The sequence below is a fragment of the Bacillus sp. EA-CB0995 genome (assembly GCF_055814245.1).
The window spans coordinates 2,463,925-2,484,455 of sequence record NZ_CP169269.1 but is presented as its reverse complement, the minus strand read 5'-3'; the positions used below and the strand labels follow the sequence as shown (position 1 = coordinate 2,484,455).

Annotated in this window: 21 protein-coding genes and 2 pseudogenes; 7 read left to right on the top strand and 16 right to left on the bottom strand. The window is 31.9% G+C overall.

Translation table 11 applies throughout. From position 1 onward, the window contains the following. Nucleotides 1-42: 42 nt before the first annotated feature. Nucleotides 43-402, top strand: coding sequence for a cytoplasmic protein (locus tag ACEWFJ_RS12930; protein ID WP_473688812.1), 360 nt, complete (start codon nucleotides 43-45; stop codon nucleotides 400-402). A 365-nt stretch (nucleotides 403-767) separates the two neighbouring features. Here ACEWFJ_RS12930 and ACEWFJ_RS12925 read toward each other — a convergent pair whose 3' ends face one another. Together ACEWFJ_RS12925 and ppaC are read right to left on the bottom strand one after the other, a co-directional pair. Then, on the bottom strand, nucleotides 768-1,220 hold the full coding sequence (locus ACEWFJ_RS12925; RefSeq protein ID WP_473688811.1) for a DUF6884 domain-containing protein: 453 nt from the start codon (nucleotides 1,218-1,220) through the stop codon (nucleotides 768-770). A 286-nt stretch (nucleotides 1,221-1,506) separates the two neighbouring features. Further along, nucleotides 1,507-2,439, bottom strand: coding sequence for a manganese-dependent inorganic pyrophosphatase (ppaC, locus tag ACEWFJ_RS12920; RefSeq protein ID WP_473688810.1), 933 nt, complete (start codon nucleotides 2,437-2,439; stop codon nucleotides 1,507-1,509). A 257-nt stretch (nucleotides 2,440-2,696) separates the two neighbouring features. Between ppaC and ACEWFJ_RS12915 the strand changes: the two genes are divergently transcribed. Next, nucleotides 2,697-3,518 carry an alpha/beta fold hydrolase gene (locus tag ACEWFJ_RS12915; RefSeq protein ID WP_473688809.1) on the top strand — a complete coding sequence of 274 codons (822 nt, stop codon included), beginning with the start codon at nucleotides 2,697-2,699 and terminating at the stop codon, nucleotides 3,516-3,518. 181 nt (nucleotides 3,519-3,699) lie between these two features. On the opposite strand, the gene ACEWFJ_RS12910 is transcribed toward ACEWFJ_RS12915, so the two are convergent. Then, on the bottom strand, nucleotides 3,700-4,008 hold the full coding sequence (locus ACEWFJ_RS12910) for a YxcD family protein (RefSeq protein WP_429710700.1): 309 nt from the start codon (nucleotides 4,006-4,008) through the stop codon (nucleotides 3,700-3,702). Next, nucleotides 3,996-4,448: a hypothetical protein gene (locus tag ACEWFJ_RS12905; RefSeq protein ID WP_473688808.1), complete on the bottom strand. Its 453-nt coding sequence runs from the start codon at nucleotides 4,446-4,448 to the stop codon at nucleotides 3,996-3,998. The genes ACEWFJ_RS12910 and ACEWFJ_RS12905 overlap by 13 nt, the downstream gene beginning before the upstream one ends. A gap of 264 nt (nucleotides 4,449-4,712) precedes the next feature. On the opposite strand from ACEWFJ_RS12905, the pseudogene ACEWFJ_RS12900 reads away from it, so the two are divergent. Further along, nucleotides 4,713-5,473, top strand: a pseudogene (locus ACEWFJ_RS12900) (DUF1836 domain-containing protein). 34 nt (nucleotides 5,474-5,507) lie between these two features. Here ACEWFJ_RS12900 and ACEWFJ_RS12895 read toward each other — a convergent pair. The 3 genes and pseudogenes from ACEWFJ_RS12895 to ACEWFJ_RS12885 all read right to left on the bottom strand — a co-directional run bounded on the left by ACEWFJ_RS12895 (nucleotide 5,508) and on the right by ACEWFJ_RS12885 (nucleotide 8,236). Continuing rightward, entirely contained in the window at nucleotides 5,508-6,059 is a 552-nt protein-coding gene (locus tag ACEWFJ_RS12895; protein WP_473688807.1) for an MFS transporter, read from the bottom strand. Next, nucleotides 6,056-7,491 (bottom strand): annotated as a pseudogene (locus tag ACEWFJ_RS12890) (FAD-binding protein). The gene ACEWFJ_RS12895 and the pseudogene ACEWFJ_RS12890 overlap by 4 nt, the downstream one beginning before the upstream one ends. 142 nt (nucleotides 7,492-7,633) lie before the next feature. Then, entirely contained in the window at nucleotides 7,634-8,236 is a 603-nt protein-coding gene (locus tag ACEWFJ_RS12885) for a DJ-1/PfpI family protein (RefSeq protein ID WP_473688806.1), read from the bottom strand. Between the two features lie 229 nt (nucleotides 8,237-8,465). Here ACEWFJ_RS12885 and ACEWFJ_RS12880 point away from each other — a divergent pair, with 229 nt between their 5' ends. After that, the gene (locus ACEWFJ_RS12880; protein WP_473688805.1) at nucleotides 8,466-9,029 is read left to right on the top strand and encodes a hypothetical protein; all 564 of its coding nucleotides are present in this window, start codon (nucleotides 8,466-8,468) and stop codon (nucleotides 9,027-9,029) included. A 221-nt stretch (nucleotides 9,030-9,250) separates the two neighbouring features. Here ACEWFJ_RS12880 and ACEWFJ_RS12875 read toward each other — a convergent pair whose 3' ends face one another. Continuing rightward, a complete protein-coding gene (locus ACEWFJ_RS12875) occupies nucleotides 9,251-10,234 on the bottom strand; it encodes a DNA-binding protein (protein WP_473688804.1) in 984 nt (327 codons plus the stop codon). A gap of 351 nt (nucleotides 10,235-10,585) precedes the next feature. On the opposite strand from ACEWFJ_RS12875, the gene ACEWFJ_RS12870 reads away from it, so the two are divergent. After that, nucleotides 10,586-11,746, top strand: a complete 1,161-nt coding sequence (locus ACEWFJ_RS12870; protein WP_473688803.1) for a tyrosine-type recombinase/integrase — start codon at nucleotides 10,586-10,588, stop codon at nucleotides 11,744-11,746. 62 nt (nucleotides 11,747-11,808) lie between these two features. On the opposite strand, the gene ACEWFJ_RS12865 is transcribed toward ACEWFJ_RS12870, so the two are convergent. Both ACEWFJ_RS12865 and ACEWFJ_RS12860 read right to left on the bottom strand, forming a co-directional pair. Then, nucleotides 11,809-12,039, bottom strand: a complete 231-nt coding sequence (locus ACEWFJ_RS12865; RefSeq protein ID WP_098311366.1) for a hypothetical protein — start codon at nucleotides 12,037-12,039, stop codon at nucleotides 11,809-11,811. A gap of 625 nt (nucleotides 12,040-12,664) precedes the next feature. Beyond that, complete coding sequence (locus ACEWFJ_RS12860; protein ID WP_473688802.1) at nucleotides 12,665-13,522, bottom strand: DegV family protein; 858 nt, start codon at nucleotides 13,520-13,522, stop codon at nucleotides 12,665-12,667. Nucleotides 13,523-13,796: 274 nt separating this feature from the next. Here ACEWFJ_RS12860 and ACEWFJ_RS12855 point away from each other — a divergent pair, with 274 nt between their 5' ends. Then, nucleotides 13,797-14,117 (top strand): hypothetical protein, encoded by a 321-nt coding sequence (locus ACEWFJ_RS12855; RefSeq protein WP_098311368.1) that lies wholly within the window; start codon nucleotides 13,797-13,799, stop codon nucleotides 14,115-14,117. Nucleotides 14,118-14,265: 148 nt separating this feature from the next. Here the strand turns inward: ACEWFJ_RS12855 and ACEWFJ_RS12850 are convergent, their stop codons facing one another. The 4 genes from ACEWFJ_RS12850 to ACEWFJ_RS12835 all read right to left on the bottom strand — a co-directional run bounded on the left by ACEWFJ_RS12850 (nucleotide 14,266) and on the right by ACEWFJ_RS12835 (nucleotide 18,316). Beyond that, on the bottom strand, nucleotides 14,266-14,973 hold the full coding sequence (locus ACEWFJ_RS12850; RefSeq protein ID WP_473688801.1) for a cytoplasmic protein: 708 nt from the start codon (nucleotides 14,971-14,973) through the stop codon (nucleotides 14,266-14,268). 26 nt (nucleotides 14,974-14,999) lie between these two features. Beyond that, nucleotides 15,000-15,710, bottom strand: a complete 711-nt coding sequence (locus ACEWFJ_RS12845; protein WP_473688800.1) for a polymer-forming cytoskeletal protein — start codon at nucleotides 15,708-15,710, stop codon at nucleotides 15,000-15,002. Nucleotides 15,711-15,723: 13 nt separating this feature from the next. Continuing rightward, nucleotides 15,724-16,347 (bottom strand): YhbD family protein, encoded by a 624-nt coding sequence (locus ACEWFJ_RS12840; RefSeq protein ID WP_429710686.1) that lies wholly within the window; start codon nucleotides 16,345-16,347, stop codon nucleotides 15,724-15,726. Between the two features lie 199 nt (nucleotides 16,348-16,546). Beyond that, complete coding sequence (locus ACEWFJ_RS12835; RefSeq protein ID WP_473688799.1) at nucleotides 16,547-18,316, bottom strand: ABC transporter substrate-binding protein; 1,770 nt, start codon at nucleotides 18,314-18,316, stop codon at nucleotides 16,547-16,549. A gap of 100 nt (nucleotides 18,317-18,416) precedes the next feature. On the opposite strand from ACEWFJ_RS12835, the gene ACEWFJ_RS12830 reads away from it, so the two are divergent. Continuing rightward, on the top strand, nucleotides 18,417-19,628 hold the full coding sequence (locus tag ACEWFJ_RS12830) for an MDR family MFS transporter (protein WP_473688798.1): 1,212 nt from the start codon (nucleotides 18,417-18,419) through the stop codon (nucleotides 19,626-19,628). Nucleotides 19,629-19,649: 21 nt separating this feature from the next. Here the strand turns inward: ACEWFJ_RS12830 and ACEWFJ_RS12825 are convergent, their stop codons facing one another. Both ACEWFJ_RS12825 and ACEWFJ_RS12820 read right to left on the bottom strand, forming a co-directional pair. Continuing rightward, nucleotides 19,650-20,045 (bottom strand): cytosolic protein, encoded by a 396-nt coding sequence (locus ACEWFJ_RS12825; RefSeq protein WP_473688797.1) that lies wholly within the window; start codon nucleotides 20,043-20,045, stop codon nucleotides 19,650-19,652. Between the two features lie 102 nt (nucleotides 20,046-20,147). Continuing rightward, nucleotides 20,148-20,396: a GlsB/YeaQ/YmgE family stress response membrane protein gene (locus ACEWFJ_RS12820; protein ID WP_098311375.1), complete on the bottom strand. Its 249-nt coding sequence runs from the start codon at nucleotides 20,394-20,396 to the stop codon at nucleotides 20,148-20,150. Nucleotides 20,397-20,531: the final 135 nt, after the last annotated feature.

The window sequence follows — 20,531 nt, the reverse complement described above, 5'->3', positions numbered from 1 at the left end:
GGCTGATTAAAGTTTCACTTTATATTTATAGGAGGCAACATATTGATTAACGCAATAGGTATCGCTTTTATTCTTTCTAATAAGCCTAAAAAGAAGAAAAAAGTTTATCTTAATGATAGATTTGCACTAATAGACATTATTGAATCTAAAGATGTATATGATTCTGAAGGTAATCCACTAGTAGAGCTAACATGTAAATATAGCATTTATTTGGATGAAAAATACTATTGTAAATCTCTCGAAGACTACACTGGACAAGTATTTCCTTTCCTAAAGGAAAAAATCGGAAAAGGTCTTGTTAGAAATTTAAATTATTATTTTTCACGTATTGATATATACGATAAAAAACCACCGGTTAAAGAGATAAGAAATCTTATGAAGCAAGTCATAAACTATAACTAACATTTAAAACTTAAAACCGCTCTTCTTTTTATGGGAGGGCGTGAGCGACTAGCTGTGCATAGGAGCGGTCAGGGCCTTTTTCTGCCACATGCCATGTTTTAAACAAAAGGAGCAAGCGAGTGCAGGGCATATTGTGTTTTGTATAGCAGTGACATATGTATTGGAACATTAAAATAGATTTATATAGTTATGATCTTAATGAAAATTCTCTTTAAAATAAAGGGGTATCCCTAATGCCCCCTTATTTTTCAATAACTAATTATTAATCTTCCTCTCGATATGTTAATTCAGCTAAAAATCCTTCTAGCTTTTCGCCTTATAAGCCTATATTTCTAACAATACACAACACCCTTATGTACAAACTTTTATTGAATCTCGTTATGATTTTCAACTGCCTTCTTCAACTTCTGCAACATATATCCAATCCCTTTACAGCCTTCTAATGGATAAGAAATGATCTCTTCTGGATATAACTTTGTCACTACTTTTTTATGCTTCTTGCCTGCAAGCAGAACAATTTCATCAAAGTCTAGCAAGTCTTTATCCATCATCTGTTTTTTTAGTTGTTCTATATTAATAATCTCACTACTTTTCGAATTAAAAGCAAGATCATAGTTTTCTTTTACTATATCGGTTGGCAGTAAAAATCCATGCTTTGCGGATAAAATAACCCAGTGTGTAAAAAATTGAGAAGCATACGCTTGGCACGCTTTTCCGAATGGACTAATGTACACTTCTCTTGCTTCTGTCGGCCCCTCATCAGGGTACTTATCCCAAATCTTCTTTTTCCCACATGGAATGATGCATAATCTTTTCATTGTTACCTTCTTACCTCTTTTCTCTTTCAATCCTATATAATCTGCTTCATTTTTTCATTATTACTTTTAAAATATGAAATAATAATTTGCAATAAAATCATAGCATTTTTCATTCGCAGATGAAAACATCAGGTTTTTCTCTTCTTCCTACCCAATTTTCATCTTTCCAATATGAAACATTAAAGTAACAGACCTTAATATCCGAATTTTTATGCTTCATAAAGACAAAAAAAGAACAAGCAGACTGTATATCAGCTTGTTCTTTCCTTTTCGTCCAAAGCTTCTCTTATAGAGTTTGGAATGTTTCTGTTAAAACAGGAACGATTTGTTTTTTACGAGACACAACGCCTTTTAAAGTAGCCGTGTTGTTTTCTAATGTTACGTTGTATGCTTTCTCAACAACTTGTGCTGCTTTACCAATTGCAAGGCCAACAGAATCATTTGTTAAGATATCTGTTACAACGAATAAGAATAGGTCTAAACCTTTCTCTTCTACTACTGCAGAGATTACTTTTTCTAATTCTGCTTGGTGTACAAGAACGTCGTTTGTGTCAACAGCATTTACTTGTGCAATTTCAACTTTTGCATCGCCCATTTGGAACTCTTTCGCATCAAGGGAAATTAATTGCTCCATTGTTTTACCACTTAAATCTGCACCAGCTTTTAACATTTCTAAGCCGTATGTTTCAGCATCAACATCAGCGATTTCTGCTAGTTCACGAGCTGCTGCTACGTCTTGATCTGTGCAAGTTGGAGATTTAAATAATAAAGAATCTGAAATGATTGCAGATAACATTAACCCTGCAACTTCTTTACGAATTGCAACGCCGTTTTCTTTGTACATTTTATTTAAAATTGTAGCTGTACAACCAACAGGCTCACAACGGTAGTATAAAGGATCACTTGTTTCAAAGTTAGCAATACGGTGATGATCGATTACTTCTAATACACGAACAGATTCGATATCATTAGCACTTTGTTGACGCTCGTTATGGTCAACTAAAATAACTTTGTCCACTTCGTTTGCTACTGTCTCAACAAAACGTGGTCCTTCTACTTTAAAATGATCTAAAGCAAATTGTGTTTCACCGCTAATTTCGCCTAAACGAACAGGCTCAACATTCATTCCTAATTCTTTTTTTAGTTCTGCATATGCAATAGCAGAACAAATTGCATCTGTATCTGGGTTTTTATGCCCGAAAATAAGTACTTTTTCCATGATTTCACCTCTCTACAAAAGGATATCTTAAAGGACAGAATATGACAATATTTTAGGCGAATTTTTTTATAAATAATCAAGCTTTCTTTTGAATTTACATGTAAATTCAAGATTTCTGTGCCAATGTGTAAAATTATTCTGTTCAAATACCAAAAATGATATTGAATTATCATAAGAAGATTTGAATACATAACTGAAATAAAGCATATTTTTGAATATATAAACTTATTTTTTCTGTGAAAAGGAGGTTTATGTACATGCCTTATATAAAACTTGATAATGATGTGAATATATATTATGAAGATCAAGGTCAAGGAACGCCGATTATATTCATACATGGTGTTTGGATGAGCAGTCGCTTTTTCCATAAACAACTTCCTTATTTTAGTGAAAACTACCGCGCGATTTCACTGGACTTGCGAAGTCATGGCCGTTCTTCTCACGCTCAATCTGGGCATACCATTGCAAACTATGCTCGTGATTTACATGCTTTTATTGAAAAATTATCTCTTGAGAATGTTGTATTAGTTGGCTGGTCTATGGGAGCATTTGTTGTTTGGGAATATTTGAAACAATTTGGAGAAAGTAATGTGAAAGCTTCTGTTATCATAGATGAACTAGCTTCAGATTTTAAATGGCCTGATTTTTCAATTGGAGCATTCGATTTCTCTGCTCTTATTCATATAATGCGAGAAATTCAAATGGATCGAGTTGGTTTTTTGAAAGGATTTGTACCATTAATGTTCAAAAACCCTCTTTCTGAAGAAGCTTTTGATTGGATGTTAAAAGAAGTGACAACTATTCCAGAGTCTATTGCAAGTGCTGTTTTATTTGACCAATCTGTTGTGGACTATCGAGACTACTTAGATCAAATTACCACTCCAACTCTACTTTGTTTCGGGAGAGAAGAAAAACTTATTCCTGTTGCAGCAGGTGAACATTTGCACAAACATATTAAAAACTCTCAGCTTATCATTTTCGAAGATAGCTGTCATTGCCCTTTTTTAGAGGAAGTAAACCATTTTAATAAAGTATTAGATACTTTTATTCAGTCACTAGATAAGAATAATGCATCATAACTAACATGTTCCTGTGATTCGTTTTCATGAATGAACAAAAAACTCCTTCGTCATGAAGGAGTTTTTTAGTCTTTCAATGCTTCTGTCGCTGTAATTTTTCCACACTATTACGTATATTTTCTCTTGCAAGCATAAAAAAATAGCTGCTGAGAATCGTTACATCTCAACAGCTATTTTTATATTACTCATATGAATGATTTAAATTCGCCAAAGCGATAATGCCTTCTTCATCATGTAATTCGAGCTGTAATCTTGCTGCAAACGGATTAATATGATATTCCATATCAAGCCATAGGCGAAGTGCCTCGATTAAATTTGCCTGAATTAAAATTTGTTGACGCCCATTTACTTCTACTTCAGCTGAGAAGCCGTAATCGTCATCATACATCAGTTCCACAAGAACTTGTTCCGGAACAACTTGACGTTTTTGTGCAATATATACACAGAGTGCATTGATCAACTCTTGTTCGGAAATTTTTATCGTTTCCATGCTGCTTCTTCCACCTGTTTCTTACGTTGATTTTTAAAATATTTGAATGCGCGAACCGCTAACATTACAATACTAGCCATTACAAACATATTAATCATAAATGCTAATACAGAACCAAGAGCTCCCATGTTAGCAAATAAGCTACCCATTAATAAACCACCAATACCACCAACTAAAAGACCTTTCATAAAGCTTCCTTTATTGCTTTTTGGTGCTGTATTTGTTGCTTTTGTTTTGGAATCTGTCGTTTTATTTGCATTTACATTAGAATCTTTTTTCTTTAAATCCACTGTTGATTTTTGTGTTTGGCCTGAACTTGGAGTATAAGATTTTTGACCAGATTTGTAAGTTTTTGCATAAGCGCTATCTACTGAAATGAAACTACTAGCGGCGAAGACAAACATAAATGCAGTCAATAGTGTAACGATTTTCTTTAACATATAATATTCATTCTCCTTCTACTATAAGTATATATAATTATCTATCCTTCTCTTAAACTATGAAAAAGATAGATAAATTTTAAAGTTAATAGAAAAGTTCTTATGAACTTATTATATGAACTTTTATAAAAATAATCAAGAGTTATTTCTTATGATTATTAACTTATTTGACTACAGAAAAAATCATAAGAATACAATTGACTTTATATAAAACAATACATAATATAAGTTCATAAGAACTTTTATATTATCGGAGGTGAAAAGATGGAAACATTTCATCTCACACGAAACGAAATGGCAATGCTCCTCCTTTCTCTTAGAGGATGGAATACAAAAAAGCCTCTTGCAATTTTACAAGAAGCTTGGACAAAGTCGCATAAAGAAGATATTGCGAGTGGTCAAAGTGTTACGGCCTTTCTTACAACTGCACTAGCACCTATTTTTGAAAAGCTTATTAAAATAGAAGAAATTGATATTGGATTCTCTTTGAATGAAATCGTTGCACTTGGAAATCAAATTGAAAATACTAATTTTTCTATTACGGCACTGCAAAACTGGGTGAAACGCGATATAAAAGAGATGATTGGTTCTCCGCAAAAAGGAAAAAATATTCAATTGAACAAGCGGCCTTATTATTTATTGTAGAAGATTTAAAAACAGCACTCGATTTTGAGTCCATTCGAAAATTGTTAAAGCTTATCGTGAATGATCCTGCAGATCGCACTGATGATTTAATTAACCCTATTCAATTATATGTTTTTTACTCTTCTTTATTTGAAGAGCTGAATCAAAAAGGTTACGTTCAATTCAATACAACGAATACGATTCGTACTATTGAACAAACGATTAAAGAAAAAGCTGATCAGTTAGCAGCTAAAATTGAACATATAAACAAAGAACAACGCGAAGCAATTCGAAATGCAATTATAATTGCAACATTATCTGTCCATACTGCTTATGTACAAAGATTAGCGAAGCGCTACGTATCAGCTACTTTGTTTTTACAGCATTTAAATTTGAATTAATCCTTTTCAAACCACATACAACCGAAAACAAATGTTATCGGTTGTATGTGGTTTCGCTGTTTGTTCGCCAAATTATGATACCGCTTATCATATATAGAATTGAAGCGACATAAAAAATAGTTCCAATGGTTAAAAAATCAACTAAATATCCTGTTACAATAATAGCTATTGCTGCTCCTAAGGATGTCCATATGTGATATTTTCCAATTTCATAACCAGCATCTTGACGTTCTACCTTTCGTACAAGCGATGTTTTTTCTGTATTTTTCTGCACAGCTCCTAAACACCCCATCATAATTTGCAAAATATATACATGCCAAACATCTGTAGCAATTGGAAAACATAGCATCAAAACAGCCATTGACCAAGAATATATGATTAAGAGCTTTCTATCACCGAATCGATCGGAGATTCTACCAATCAGAGGGTACACAAGTGCTGATGTTAACGCAAATAAACCGTATGCCCAGCCAAATTGTGAAAAGCTGTTTCCTACGTTTCTTAATAGTAATACATAAAAAGGAAATACCATACTTCCTGCCATCATAATGAGACTTTGTGAAACTACAAATCTTGTATATGTCATTGACCATACTCCTTGTAAAATAGATTAACAAACCGTTCTTGTGGGTCGTATTCCCTCTTTTTTTGAAAAAATTCATTTGTACGTGAGTAAGCTTTTTGCAATTGCTGTTTTTCTGTATAAGGATAATATGGCAAATAATAGCTTCCATCATGTTGTAAAGTAACATTCACCATTTTCTGTATCACTTTTTTTGTTTTTTCTATTTCTTCTTCAGATCGTCCCTGGTTGATAAGAAGTACAAGAGCAAACATATCCTCTTTCGCGTATGACAAAACTGCACTATCATTTTTTGTCACATATCGAATAGTAACGTTAAGAAGATTTAATTCTTCTTGTTCTAATACTTTTCGCATATCATCTATATACGAAGAAAAGTGATTAACAGGAATAAAGTACTCTTGTAAAATTTCTGTATGATTCGGATTTTCATACTCCATGAATGCACTATCTGATCGCATTACATTATTACGAGTTTCATAAGATCCATCCGTACGTTCAAAATATTTTTTTTGGATATTCCAAAACATCGTTTTTCCCCAGTCGCTGTATCTAGATAATCCAAGAAAAAATTTCGGAAATGCAACATTTGTTTCTTCTTTTAAAGTACTATATTGTTCTCGATTCTCTTGATTCGTAGCGAGAACGTAATTTGTCACATACATCTCACGTAAAAATGAATCTGGCGCGACAGAAATACGAGCTAAATGCATCCTCACTTGTTCATCACCCTCAACATGCTCCTTGAAATAAGAAGTATATTGGTGATAATCTAACGTTTTAGTTCGTATTTGGTACAGTTCATCTTCTGTTAACTTTAGTGTTACATCTAGAATGACTCCAAATAGACCGTATCCACCTATTACTAAAGAGAATAGTTCTGCATTTTCATTTCTACTTACATTTTTAATTACGCCGTCTGCCATTAATAAACGAAATGAATCAACTGTATCTATAAGTGCATCATGCCGAATATCCCTTCCGTGTACATTTGCACTTAAAGAACCACCGATGGTGAAGATATTTTGTGATTGCATAACTTGAATTGCAAGGCCGTATGGATTAATAATTTTTTGAATGTCATTCCACGTTGCACCGCTCTGCACTCTTATTCTTTTTTGCTTCGGATTGAACTCCAATATTTTATTATAACTTTTCATATCTAAAACAGTGCCATTTGGATAATATGTATGGCCGCCTTGACTATACTGCATCCCAGCAATAGAGAGTTTTTCATTTGAAGTATTTGCATCTCGAACCAATTGTTGCAGCTTTTTTCATCGTCAACACTCTCTATTCGTTTAACCTTTGTCGGAAGTAATCGTCCTGAATCTGTTATAACAGGCTGAGTAAGTTGTTGCTTATACGTATGTACTGATACAGTTAGTAAGGTAGTGTATATGGCTACAGAAATTATTATTTTACCTCTTTTCAATTTATCTTCTCCTTCAATTAAAGTGTAATATTACACTTTAATTGAGATTATACCATTTAATTTCAAGCTTATAAATAAAAAAATCAGTACTTTATTATAAAGTGCTGATTTTTCCTAAAAATTCAATTCTTTATTCAAGGATTTAAATCCTTTTCCATACTGTCCCTCTTTTTTCATACTCTAGTCTTCTTTCGACTGAATAAGCTACTTCAGAATTTACAAAGCGTTCAATGAGCCATATAGCTAAATCGACACCTGAAGTTACTCCTCTTGCTGTAATAATATCATGATCATCAACAATTCTAGCACTTAGCACTTCACATCCGTATGATGCCATTTCGTTTTTAGCAAGATGATGCATAGTAGTTTTCCGTCCTGCTGTAATTCCTGAAACAGCCATTAACATTCCGCCCGTACAGACACCAGCGATAACAGCCCCTTGCTGATAAAATTTAGCGATGAATTCAGGTAATATACCTTTATCCGCTTCTATTCTTGCTCCCTTTTCTCCTCGATGATTCCACCCACCACCAGGTACAATTAAAATATCTGGACAATTGTCTTCACTAAGAAAATCATTCACTTCGACTGTTAAGCCATAAAACCCAGTCACCGAATTCAAATTTAATGTAACCATTTTCACATCGAAATTTGCTCCGAACTCATTAGCACGTTTTAATACCTCATATGGTCCTATGGCATCTAGTTCATCAAAACCATCAAATAATACAATTTGAATATTCATCGTTTGCCCCCTAACTGTAAGCATCTGCACAATATATATTAAATGAGTTAACAGAATAATAACATAATGTTTTCTTTATCAATATTTATAAAAAAATGTTATTTACTCTTTTACCGCAAAGATTTGTAACAACAGCGATTAACTATTTTTGTCGGACCTTCATACAGGATTTTAGTCAATCAATATTGAATTTCTAAAGGGCTTTATCTTTGTTAAGGAGGAATTTATCGTGGTGAACTATTTTTCTACAATTGGTGATTTAGTTTTTATAGATCGCAAATACTTGTTTACGGAAACAGACATTATGCTGTATCATCCCGGTCATTTCCCCGAATTAAACGAACTTATTGCAAAACATTGCTCTCAAGAAATTGTAAAACATATTTTCATTCCTTCTATTTTTAATACATTTCTACAAGCAAATGAATTTGAATATCATAGAGAAATACTAATTCAATTAGGTGTTCCTCATGAGAAAATCCAACCGATTATAGGAGAATTTTCTAATGTAGAAGGTGTAATAAAAAGTGCGTTTAACATAATCAATAATCAAGAAATAACGAATGTATTACTTGCTGGAAAAAGTTTTTTCTGTCGAAGATTTTTATTACTTGCTTCACTATATGCTGCGGAAGATAAAATATTAGATGTTCTTCCACTGCAAGATTCACGACAAATTAATCGCGATACTTGGCACACAAGTGAAAAAGGAAGACAAAGAATCACAAACGAAATTAAACAATATCACGAAAGTATAGAAAGACATTCTTTGCTTTTCCACTCGAAATTCTAATACATAAAATTATTATGTAAACTATATACGAAAAAACGGACCCTAAATATATCCAAATGCATTTAAGAGTCCTATGAATCTTTATATAAACTTCTATACATTACAGGACTCATAATATTCTTCTCTATATAAAATCCTCTTACAATAGAATCTGAAAGGCCGTTTTTTAGATAGTTTGGATATTTTTGTATATTAAAAGACTTATCTAAATGATAAGTCTTTTAATATTTCATTATATACCGATCCAATTTTTCTCGAATTGCTGAAGTAATAAACTCCTCTATTGAAATCTTTTCTTCATTTACAATATTTGAGATAGACTGATACTCAGATGAAGATAATACTATGCTTTTCGTAACACTATTGCTGTCTAAGTAAATACTATTATTTAGACGTTTTGCTAATTTTCCTTCTATTATATATGGCATAAGAGAGTCGATCCACTCTTGTTGAAACTGCATAGGAACTTGAATGAGTGATTGGCGAATTTCAATGATCCAAAAATTGTGTTCTTCGGAAATTCGAAGATTTCGTGGAGATACATATTGCAATAAGTAATCAATTTGCTGAAAAATATCATTTCGTAAATGATGTGTTTTTAGAAAACGAAACTTTACAAATTTTTGATGATGACTCCTCGGTTTATCTGATAATTGATATGCTGGAAAAAAGCCACTTTCTTTCGCCTCTTGCAGTGTCATATCATTTCCAAATTCATCTGTTACTATAATATTTCCTCTTTTAGGAATAGACGTTATACGAGCAATTGTATTTCCTTGTATAAATTTTTGAAATAAAACAACATTATATTTTCGAGAATATGTATAAAGAGCATTGGCGTCATCTAATCTTTCAGCTAATTGTTTTATCTCTTCCTCTTGTACAAATTTTGTTTCTTTATTTCGATGTATTTGAATTGTATAGGATAACTCCCCTTCTTCGATCCATTTACATAATTGATACATACTAACATGAAACTGTTTACTTGCTTGGTTTAATGTGATTCCTTCTGTATGTAACTGTGATTGTAATACAGTAACCTCTTCTCTTTGAAACAAAAAACTTCCATCTAATCGCCAAGTATCTTTATTAATTGGAGTTAATTTATTTTCTTTCATTAATTTTTTAAATGTGAAATTTGTAATACGTAAATACTCTTTTACCTCATTTGTATCCATATATTGTTCATATGTATGCTCGTACATGCAAATAAATCCTTTCTATTTAAATCTAAATATATTTTATATAAAAATATAATTTAAAATAATAACGAAATAAAATGTAATTTCATTATAACATAACTCAATACAAAATTATAATTATATTATAAACAAATATAATTTCTTTTGATTTTAAAAATAAAATGTATATTGTTTTAATTCAACTCACGAAAAATAAAATTTATAAATCGATTTCAAATCATAGAAAATGTGTGATTTTCTATAGTTTACAATTAATATTGTATTTTATATAAATGCACTTTAAAATAAATTATAGGTACACTTTAGTTTGTTTTATTAAAACTATATAAGAAATACATAAGGATTTGATATGACATGAAATTTAATTTATTACCAATTTATAATCATAATTCGTTATTACACAATAAAAATAGTAAAGAAAAATTCGGAAATACGATTGCAATATGGAATGAAGATTTCTTAAAACAAGCTGAGGATCGAAAAGAGCAGAATGAACGTGAACATACATATTCATATGCGGGTTTTTCTGATGAAGAAATTTTATATTATTATTTGAATCGACAAACACATTTTGATAAAAATAAACGAGTAAAAGACACATCTCGTCTTCTCTATTCTAGAGATTTATCACAGTTTTATTTTTTTATTCGAGAACATATAGAATTTTTACAAATGGATGTGGAGAATTTCAATGTGGGTAAAGTATGGATAAATTTAAGAAAACGACATATTCGTAATTATCAAAAGTGGCTTGCTGAAGATGCAATCTCCTATCAATCTAACGAAGCATATAAACCAGCAACGATAAGTCGAAAGCTACGAATTACTCGGTCCTTCTTAAAATGGTTATATGAAATTGAATACATTAAAGAGCCTCTATATATTGACATACTAAGTACAACGATAACGAAAAAACATAAACCAAGAAGAGAATTATCTTATGAAGAAGTAAAACAATTGCTGTCATATTATAAAAATAATCCTATCAATTATGCTCTGCTTTCAATATTAGCAACAACTGGACTACGTATTGCGGAAGTTGCACATGCGAAGTGGGAAGATTTAGAGTATGATACATTGCGTGATCGTTATTATTTATATGTAAATACGAAAGGTGATTCTGAACGAATTGTACCAATTAACAAAGTTGTATTTGAACGGATAATCGCTTTTCGAATCCGTCGCCGTTTGCCAACTGAGTTAGGTATTAAGCATGGTGGTACCATTTTTCAAACAAAAAATCATACAGCATATAAAGAAAATTATTTGTCTCAATATATCACCAAAATCATAAAAGAAACTAATTTATCATTTACAAAAAATGAAAAAATAACTCCTCATTTCTTTCGACATTTTTATGTTCAATATTTATATGATTATAAACAAGTACCACCACATATCATTGCAGCAGCTGTTGGTCATAAAGATGATCGTACAACAAAAGAAAATTATTTGAAGCAGCGATTAATGAAAGACCATGATGCAGGGAATTTAATTCATGAGGATGAATTTTAACTATAAAACAGGAAGAGCATATTTTGTGAGCCCTTCCTGTTTTATAGTTTACAATAATCTTTTTATATTAAACTATATCTATTTTGTTTACGCCCTTTTCCACTCTCTTTGATTATATAAGATTTCCTAACAAGTGTTGTTAAAGAGTCTACTAATGTTTTATATGATAAATTCGATAAAACAAGTAAATCATTCGTATATAATATTCTATGTTTTTCTAATAGTAATAAAATAAGTCGTTCTGATGGTTTTAATGCCTCATCGCTTTCAAGAATAAAATCAATATTTTTCATGAACATACACCCTTAAAATAAAATTTAAACGTTATTATATTAATATTTATTATGTTAAAATTATATAATAAATTCAATGTTTTGTCGTGATATTTATTGTTTAGTAGATGATTTGGTTATAATTACTTTTCAATGAAATAATTATAATATTTTATTTTGTTTGTATACTTGTTAATTTTTTCATCAATTTATCTATTTTCCAGAGGTGATTCTGGAGTATTTTACAAAATATAATATTTTATTTTGTATTTTTATATGTGCATTCTACTGACTTTGTGCTCTTTGGGTGCAATACATCAAATCCACAATTATTAATTCTAATTATGCTCCCTTTTTCTTGCTGTAAAGAGAATGTGTTCATTTCTTTAATAAGTTGCTTTCCTTTCCAAAGAAAAGAAATAGAACCATTCGTTCTCAACGAATAAGTAGTATCAACTTTCATTATTAGCTCGATTGTTTGGAGCAAATTGGAAATAAGTAAAAACATCACGGCACATACCATGAAAAAATTTTCAAGATTTCCCCATCCTTACATAAAATATAATTAACATATAAGAGTTTGGAAATTAGTGATTTTTCATAATAAAAAAGAAAATGCCTCTTATTTTAAGAGACATTTTCTTTTTTACACTTCATTTAAGAAAAATATAGCTAATGTTCCCGGACCAGCATGAGCTCCAACAGCTGCACCAATTGAATTTACTACAAATACTTTACATCCAAATTTTTGAGTAATCATTTCTGTTAGTATGTTTACACTTTCTAAATCATCACCGTGTGAAATTCCAATTGTTTGATCTTTAAGATCTTTCCCTCTTGTTTCCATAATATCTACTATACGTTGAAACACTTTCTTCCGGCCACGTATTTTTTCAAGTGGAATGAGTTTTCCACCTTCTACATTTAAAATAGGTTTAATATTTAACAAGCCACCTATAAATCCTGCTACTTTGCTTAATCGTCCACCACGAACTAAATATTGTAAGTCTGCAACAGTAAATATGTGTTCCATATGTTCCGTCATGAAATCGATACGGTTTAAAATTTCCTCTTTTGTTGCTCCGTTTTGTGCCATTTTTGCTGCTTCTAATACTACAAGTCCTTGGCCAGTTGACGCACATTTTGTATCAATAATGTCTAAAGAAAAATTAGGGTAGGCTTCTTTTACTTCTTCTCCTACAAGAACAGAAGATTGATACGTACCAGAAAGTTCAGAAGTAAAAGCTAAATAAATGCATGTTACATCTTGTTTTGCGTATGTAGTGAATACTTTTTGAATTGTTTCTAAAGAAGGTAATGATGTTCTATATACTTTCCCTTCTTTCATATTTCGAAGCAAGTCTATTGGATCTAGTGTTACTCCATCTAAAAATTCATTCTCTTGTTCATCATATACACGAAGCGGAATTACCTCTATATCATAAGTATGAAGCAACTCTTTTGGTAAATCTGCCGCACTATCTGTAATGATTTTTATTGTCATTGTTCGTTAAACCTCAATTCTTTTATAAATATACATAAATTCGATTAGTCCCTCTTAAATTATATATGCAATACATGGATTAAGAAAGCGAAAAATCTTATATAAAACATTTCTGTTATATTGTATTCATGAAGGAAAACAGCAATGAATTTTTTCTAATATAAATAAAAAAAACGTTTTTTCATTTATGGCCATATTACTATTTCATGTTTTTCAAAAAAAACGTTATAATAATATATAGCCTCTTAGATTAAGAAATAAAGGAGAATAAAACATGGCAAAAATTAAAGTATATCAACCAAGAGAAGAGCATGTAGATGCAGTAAAAAATATAATTGATGTTGAGGAATTAAACCCAACAGCTACTGATTTACAAAATTTATATGCATGTGTATTAGAAACTGAAGATATGTCTTTACCTGAAACCTACATTGAAGAAGATATTTTAATCGACTCTGTTGAAGGAATGGTAAATGCTTCAGCAAATAAAGTGAAAAATTTAGGAACATATGATGTAATCGAAGTACATAATAAAGGTAAGAAGTTACAAATTTTATTATTAGCAGATGAAGAATACGAGATTATTGAAGAATAATTTCAGTTTAGGTTACTGAATCATTAAAATAAAAGCACTCTCTTCATATGAAGGGAGTGCTTTTCATCAATTTCATTAAAATTCCCTTTAAATCTTGAGGTAAGACGCGGAAAAAAATAGCTCTTAAATCAAGTTTTTCAATATACCACTATATTTGTTTATATTCTTTTACAATTGATTGATCTGCATTTTTGTAACTTTCGTGATATTCTACCACACCGATTTCACACTTTGGACCAATCGTAACATTGTTACCTCGAACAACATCAGCTTTTGTATATTCAAGATAAATTTCATCTCCCTCGATTATATTGCCATGAAGATATCCTCCGTGTTTCGAGAAAGGAAAGAACGATGATTTTTTTCGAACTGTAATTTTCTCTCCTCCTATTTCTTTTACATTGCTGTGCTCATATCTTAGAGTGATATTAATATTTCCAGCATTCAGCATACCTGTAATTGTAAAACCTCCATTTAATATGAAATTCTCTGCTTCTAAGTTACCTTTCACATTTATTCCACCCGTTACATCGACCTCTTCACCAGTAAAATTTTCACCAATGTCAAACATCCCTCGTACTTTTGTGCGTTTCACTTCTGTCGGACCACCAACTTCAAGATTACCGTTAACTTTCACATTTTCTGAATCCAAATCTCCACGAATTTTCGTTTCTCCAAACACAGTAATCATGTGTGCTTTTACATTTCCTTGCACTTCACTCGTTCCATACGTCTTAAACACATCGCAATCAATATCATCCAAAATTGTTCCTTCTCCGCGAATTTTGACATTTTTGTAGATACCACCTGATGAATTACCAGAACCATTTAAACTAAGGTTATACTGTTCTTTCATGCTATCTTTCCCTTTCTGTTAAAAATTTAAATTTTTCGACTTTCTTTTACGTTAGCGTTTTTATCGATTTGACAAACCCCTGTATATTCAATAAGATTAATTTCACAATTTGGTCCAACCGTAACATTGTTACCTCGAATCGTGTTCGTGTTTGTATACTCAACTATAATATTGTCCCCTTCTATTAACTCTGTTTCCATTCGAGTAATAAACATTGTTTCGAAGAGCCAACTTAAAGCAGATTTCCTATATTTTATGTTAATCGTTTGACCGCCTATTTCTTTTGCTTTACATTCACCGTGCATATCAATAAAAATATCATCTGCACTCAATAAGCCACCCACGATAAATTGTCCTTCTGATTTGAATGTATCTACTTCACAATTCCCATCAATGATTGCTTTACCGTGAATATTCATATCCTCACCAGATACATTTCCTCCGACTGTTCCTTTACCGGAAATTTTTATTTTCTTTACAACCGCATCCTGTTGTATACTGCCGCTGCCTTCAATGCTCATTTGTAGAGCATCTACTTTTCCATTTATCTTTCCGGAACCACTTATTTTTACTGTCTCAGCTTTTATATCTCCATTTACATGACCAGAACCGTTACATTCGAAATCCACACATTCTAAATCCCCATTTACAGTCCCTCTTCCGTTTAATTGTACATTGCGAAACTGCCCTCCGTTCGACGTTCCATGTCCATTAATTAATAAGTCATCAGTTTTCACTACTTTTCCTCCATCATAACAACTTTGTTTTTAATTCTTCTGTACAAATCACTAAAGGTAAACGTATAACAATTTTAGTACCCTGATCAAAATATAAATCCTCTACACTCGAAAGTAAGAAACATGTTGAAATACCTAACTTTCGAATAAAAATAAGTTCACCATGTTTGTTCTTCATCGTTTCATAGTGCTCATTTAAAACATGTAACATCAATTTTCCTTCTTCAAGACTTATCTCGCCAGATTGAAGTACCTTTTCTAAAATATAAATAAAAAGGATTTTTGCAAAACGAAATTTAGTCATTTCTTGATTTTGCTCTATAAAAAAATTGACCACTGATTCTGAGGCAACTCCACGTTGTATAATGTCTTCCTTTGTTAAACAAATCTCATTCACATTTGGTGAGAACATGTCCGCCAAATCATCAAGAGACAAATTTTCTTTCATCGTCTGAATTTTTTCGATTCTATCTAAAATCTTTTCCTTAGGAAAAAACGTCTCCTGCCCTGTAAACGTTGATTTTCGCACAAACCAATCTTCTGGTATTAAGTTTTTTCTTTTCCACCTATATAGCTGACCATAGGAGATTCCAGTAAGATCTAACAAATCTTTTTTCGAAATTAAGTCCTGACTCAAAATTTTGCTCTCCCTTCTTTTTATTCAATGTAACATAACATTGTTACGCTGTAAATATACATTTTCCCATTTTTATAAAAAATAGACTAAGATCATCGCTATGCTTCGTATAGCTTTATCCGCTCTATCTATAAAGAATAAACCCATCATTTCATCGCATGAAGGTCGAAGAAATGATGGGTATGTGCACGTTGTTTTACTACTTTGTTACGTTATGTGTATGTTTAAACCATATATGACAAAAATTAATCCAGCCCTGAGAGTTAATTGCTACATTTTGTATGGTTTCATGCGTATGTATCGTCATATAATTTCGATACAAAGGAATTATATGACGATACTCTAGCAGTTCTTCTTCTGTTTCCCCTAACAACTGCATACGTACACTCCGATTTTGTTCCTTAAATACACATTTCAATTTCTCATTTAAATTGAAAGAACTATGCTGATGAAGAAAACTATTTGTCGTTAGCAGTAAATATAGATAACTTAATTCAGCGTGTTCGCTTATTGTAGCACTATCATGAATCAAGTCCGCTTCTTGTATTGTTCGAAGTGTAAGAAGTTCATGTGCATCTAAAAAAGATAGTTCTATCTTAATTCCATACTTGGCACATTCCCTTTGAATCCAATGTGAATCCTCAACATGATCTTGATCCTGAAAGGTATATAAATATAATGTTTCTCCTTTATACCCACTAATTCCTAGTAACTCTTTAATTGAACTTTCTTTATTTATTTCGATTGTTTTTCCTAATAACAGATTCGTTGCTACTTCTCCACGTTCACCTTTTAAATCATTTAATATTTGCATGCCGTTGATGATTTGTTTTAAAGCTTGCCGAAAGGCTATATGTTGCATTGGACCTTGCTTTTGTGTATTGAGTGTAATGTATGTTACGTTCGCTTCTAATTGAGACGTTTCTTTTTTAACGCTCTTTCTATCATGGTGTAAAGAACCTAACAATACTTCATAACCACTATGACTACTTATATCTTGGAAATACCAAAGTTCAATACGATCAAGAAATGGACGCTCGCGAAAATACAAATGATTTACTTCTAAAATAAGTAATGCATCATCATTTTTAAGAAGTTTGAATGGACCTGTTCCGTTTAATATGTATTGATCATTCTCCTGTAATTCAGGAACAATAGAACAATGTTCTCCACCTAAAATATGTAAAAATAATTCGTTTTCTGTTTGTAAATGAATTTCAATTGTATATTCATCTACAATATGTATTTTTTCAATATCTTGCAACATCCAGAGATGAGGGTTGTCTTTTGTACTTAAAAAACGTTTGAACGTATACTTGACATCGTGTGCAGTAAACGGTTTTTGATTATGAAAATGCACTCCTTTACGAAGATAAAATGTCCATATTTTATGTATATGATTGTATTCCCAATAAAAAGCGAGACGAGGTTCTATTTCATTTGTCATTTCATTGTAATGAACGAGCGTATCACAGACGTGCTTAACAATATGACATTCAGAGCGAAGCGTAACATACATAGGATCTAGACATGTAATTGGGTTTATACGCATGTTTAATCGTAAAACATCTATTCTTCCTTTAGGTGACTGTTCAATATGGTATCCAAAAAGTGTGTCAATCCATGTTTGAAATTGTTCTAATATGTACGGAAAATACTCTGCATATGTTTGAATGAAGGCTTTTCCATTTTTAACTTCTCCTTGTTTTACAAGCTTTTTTCCTCTTTCGTAAATAAGTGCTGCAGGTTCTTGTAGAAAAGCAAGCTTAGACCGATTTCCCCTTCCGCGTCCTGGAGACCAACTAATCCATTGCATTTCTTCTAGTTTTTTTATTGTGAATTTACTATTTCGATCTGTACAATATAATGATTTTGAAATGTCTTGCAGAGATATTTCTATGTTTTCACCAAGTTCTTTTCCTTTGGCATGCTGCAGCCAAAGCCGTATGTAATGATCCAAAATTATCATACATGCCCCCCTAAAAGATGAAAAATTTCTTTGCTTCATTCTACTCTTTTTCCTCTTTCCTTTCCATCATAGAATTTCTATATAGAAAGGAGAGAATGAAATGATGACATTCGTAAAACGTTATAGTAAACCTATATGGATTCGGTTATTTGGAGAACTGCTAACGAGTACAACTGGAGCAATGCTCGCACTTGTTTTTATTATATATATAAACAAAGCATTAAACGGAAACGCCTTGTTTACTATGTTACTTTTTGGATTACAACCGCTTAGCGAAATTGTCTTTACACTTTTTGGCGGTAGCATTACTGATCGATTTGGACGAAAAATAATTATTCTAATTGGACTACTTTTACAAGCATGCGCTATGGTTGGCTTCATTTTTGCGGAATCCGCTATACCTTTTGCTCTCTTCTACATTATGAATGGTCTAGGCCGTTCTCTTTATATCCCTGCACAACGAGCACAAATTGTTGATGTGACAGAGAAAGAAAAGCAAGCTGAAGTATTTGCTCTCATTCAAACAGTTGGAGCTGTCGGAGCCATCATTGGTCCGGTGATTGGATATCTCTTCTACAAAGATGATCCGACCATTCTTTTTATCTTAGAGGCTGCTGCCTTATTTCTCTATTCGTTTATTGTATGGACACAGCTCCCAGAGACAGCTCCACTTCTTCAACATGATGAATCAAAAAACACGCCTGTGAAATGGAAACGCTTTCTTTCACAACATTATAGCGTGTTTGGACTTATGGTTTTTATGCTGCCTATTAGTTTTTTCTACGCACAAATGGAAACGAATTATCGTCTTTATGCTGAAAAGGAATTATTCACTAATTTTATGTTTGTTTTTACCTTTATGGCTACATGTAAAGGGATTATGGAGATCGTTTTGCAAGTAGGAGTCGTAAAATGGGCGGAGAAATTTTCTATGCAAAAAATTATTGTTATTTCTTATATTTGCTATACGATTTCTGCGATTGGTTACGGCTACTCCCATACACTATGGTTACTATTTTTCACACTACTAATTTTAACAACTGGAGAAAGTATAGCTTTAAATCATTTGTTACGTTTTGTTTCAGAATTAGCACCGCAACATATGCGAGGGATTTATTTCTCTATTTACGGTACGCATTGGGATATTTCACGAATGCTTGGTCCCGCAGCTGGAGCGTTATTATTACAACATTTTAGCGGGAGTTTCTTATTTAATATTTGTGCCGTATTTCTTATTATTGGTGGCACCGGCCAATATTTCTTTATAAATTATATTCTTAAACAAGACAAAACAAAAAGGCTGTCCGCATAAGGAACAGCCTTTGTTATGTAATTAAGCTTCAATCTCTTTTCCATCTTCTACAATATGATACAGCAAGTGCGCTAAATGATGAATTGGACCGTATTCTTCCTCTTCTTCATCTGTTTCACCTTGGAATTCAAGATCATTTAAATACAGTGCTACAAATTCATAAAATATCTTTAAATCGAAACCGTAGCAAGCGATTGGTTCTTCTTGATCACCTTCATATTGGAGCGTTAAATATTGCTCATTACCTTCTGCATCTTCTGCATCAAAGAATACAAAAAAGCCAACATTTGTATCTAAATCAAACAGATGACGAGTTCCGCCTTCTGTTGCTTTGTTAAAGTCATCTTCATTTAACTTATAAACAGTTGTTGCTTGTGCATTATCTTCTTGATGAAAATTAACTGTAAATTTTTTCATGTTGACACCTCCAAATGGTATATCCCTAGCATAACAGATTTATTAACATTACACAAAATTAACGAAAAAGGACTGTTTACGAAAGTAAACAATCCTTTTGTTTTATTTTTTTATCATGCGAAGTATAAAGCTAGCGATAAAGATAAGTATAAGAGCACCAATTAAAGCTGGTACAATGTAAAAACCACCAATAACTGGACCAAATTTTCCAAATAAAGCTGTACCAATCCAAGAGCCGATGATGCCGGCAATTATATTACCAATAATACCACCAGGGATATCTTTTCCAATAAGTAAGCCACCAAACCATCCTAAAATGCCACCAACAATTAATGACCATATGAATGACATGAAGTTATTTCCTCCTTATAACAGTAAATATAGTTATACATGATACAAATGCGGAATTATTTATCATTAGTTATGCTACATTCTTATAGAACTATGCACTGAAGTCGCTATTTCTTTACGAAATTACATAGTTAG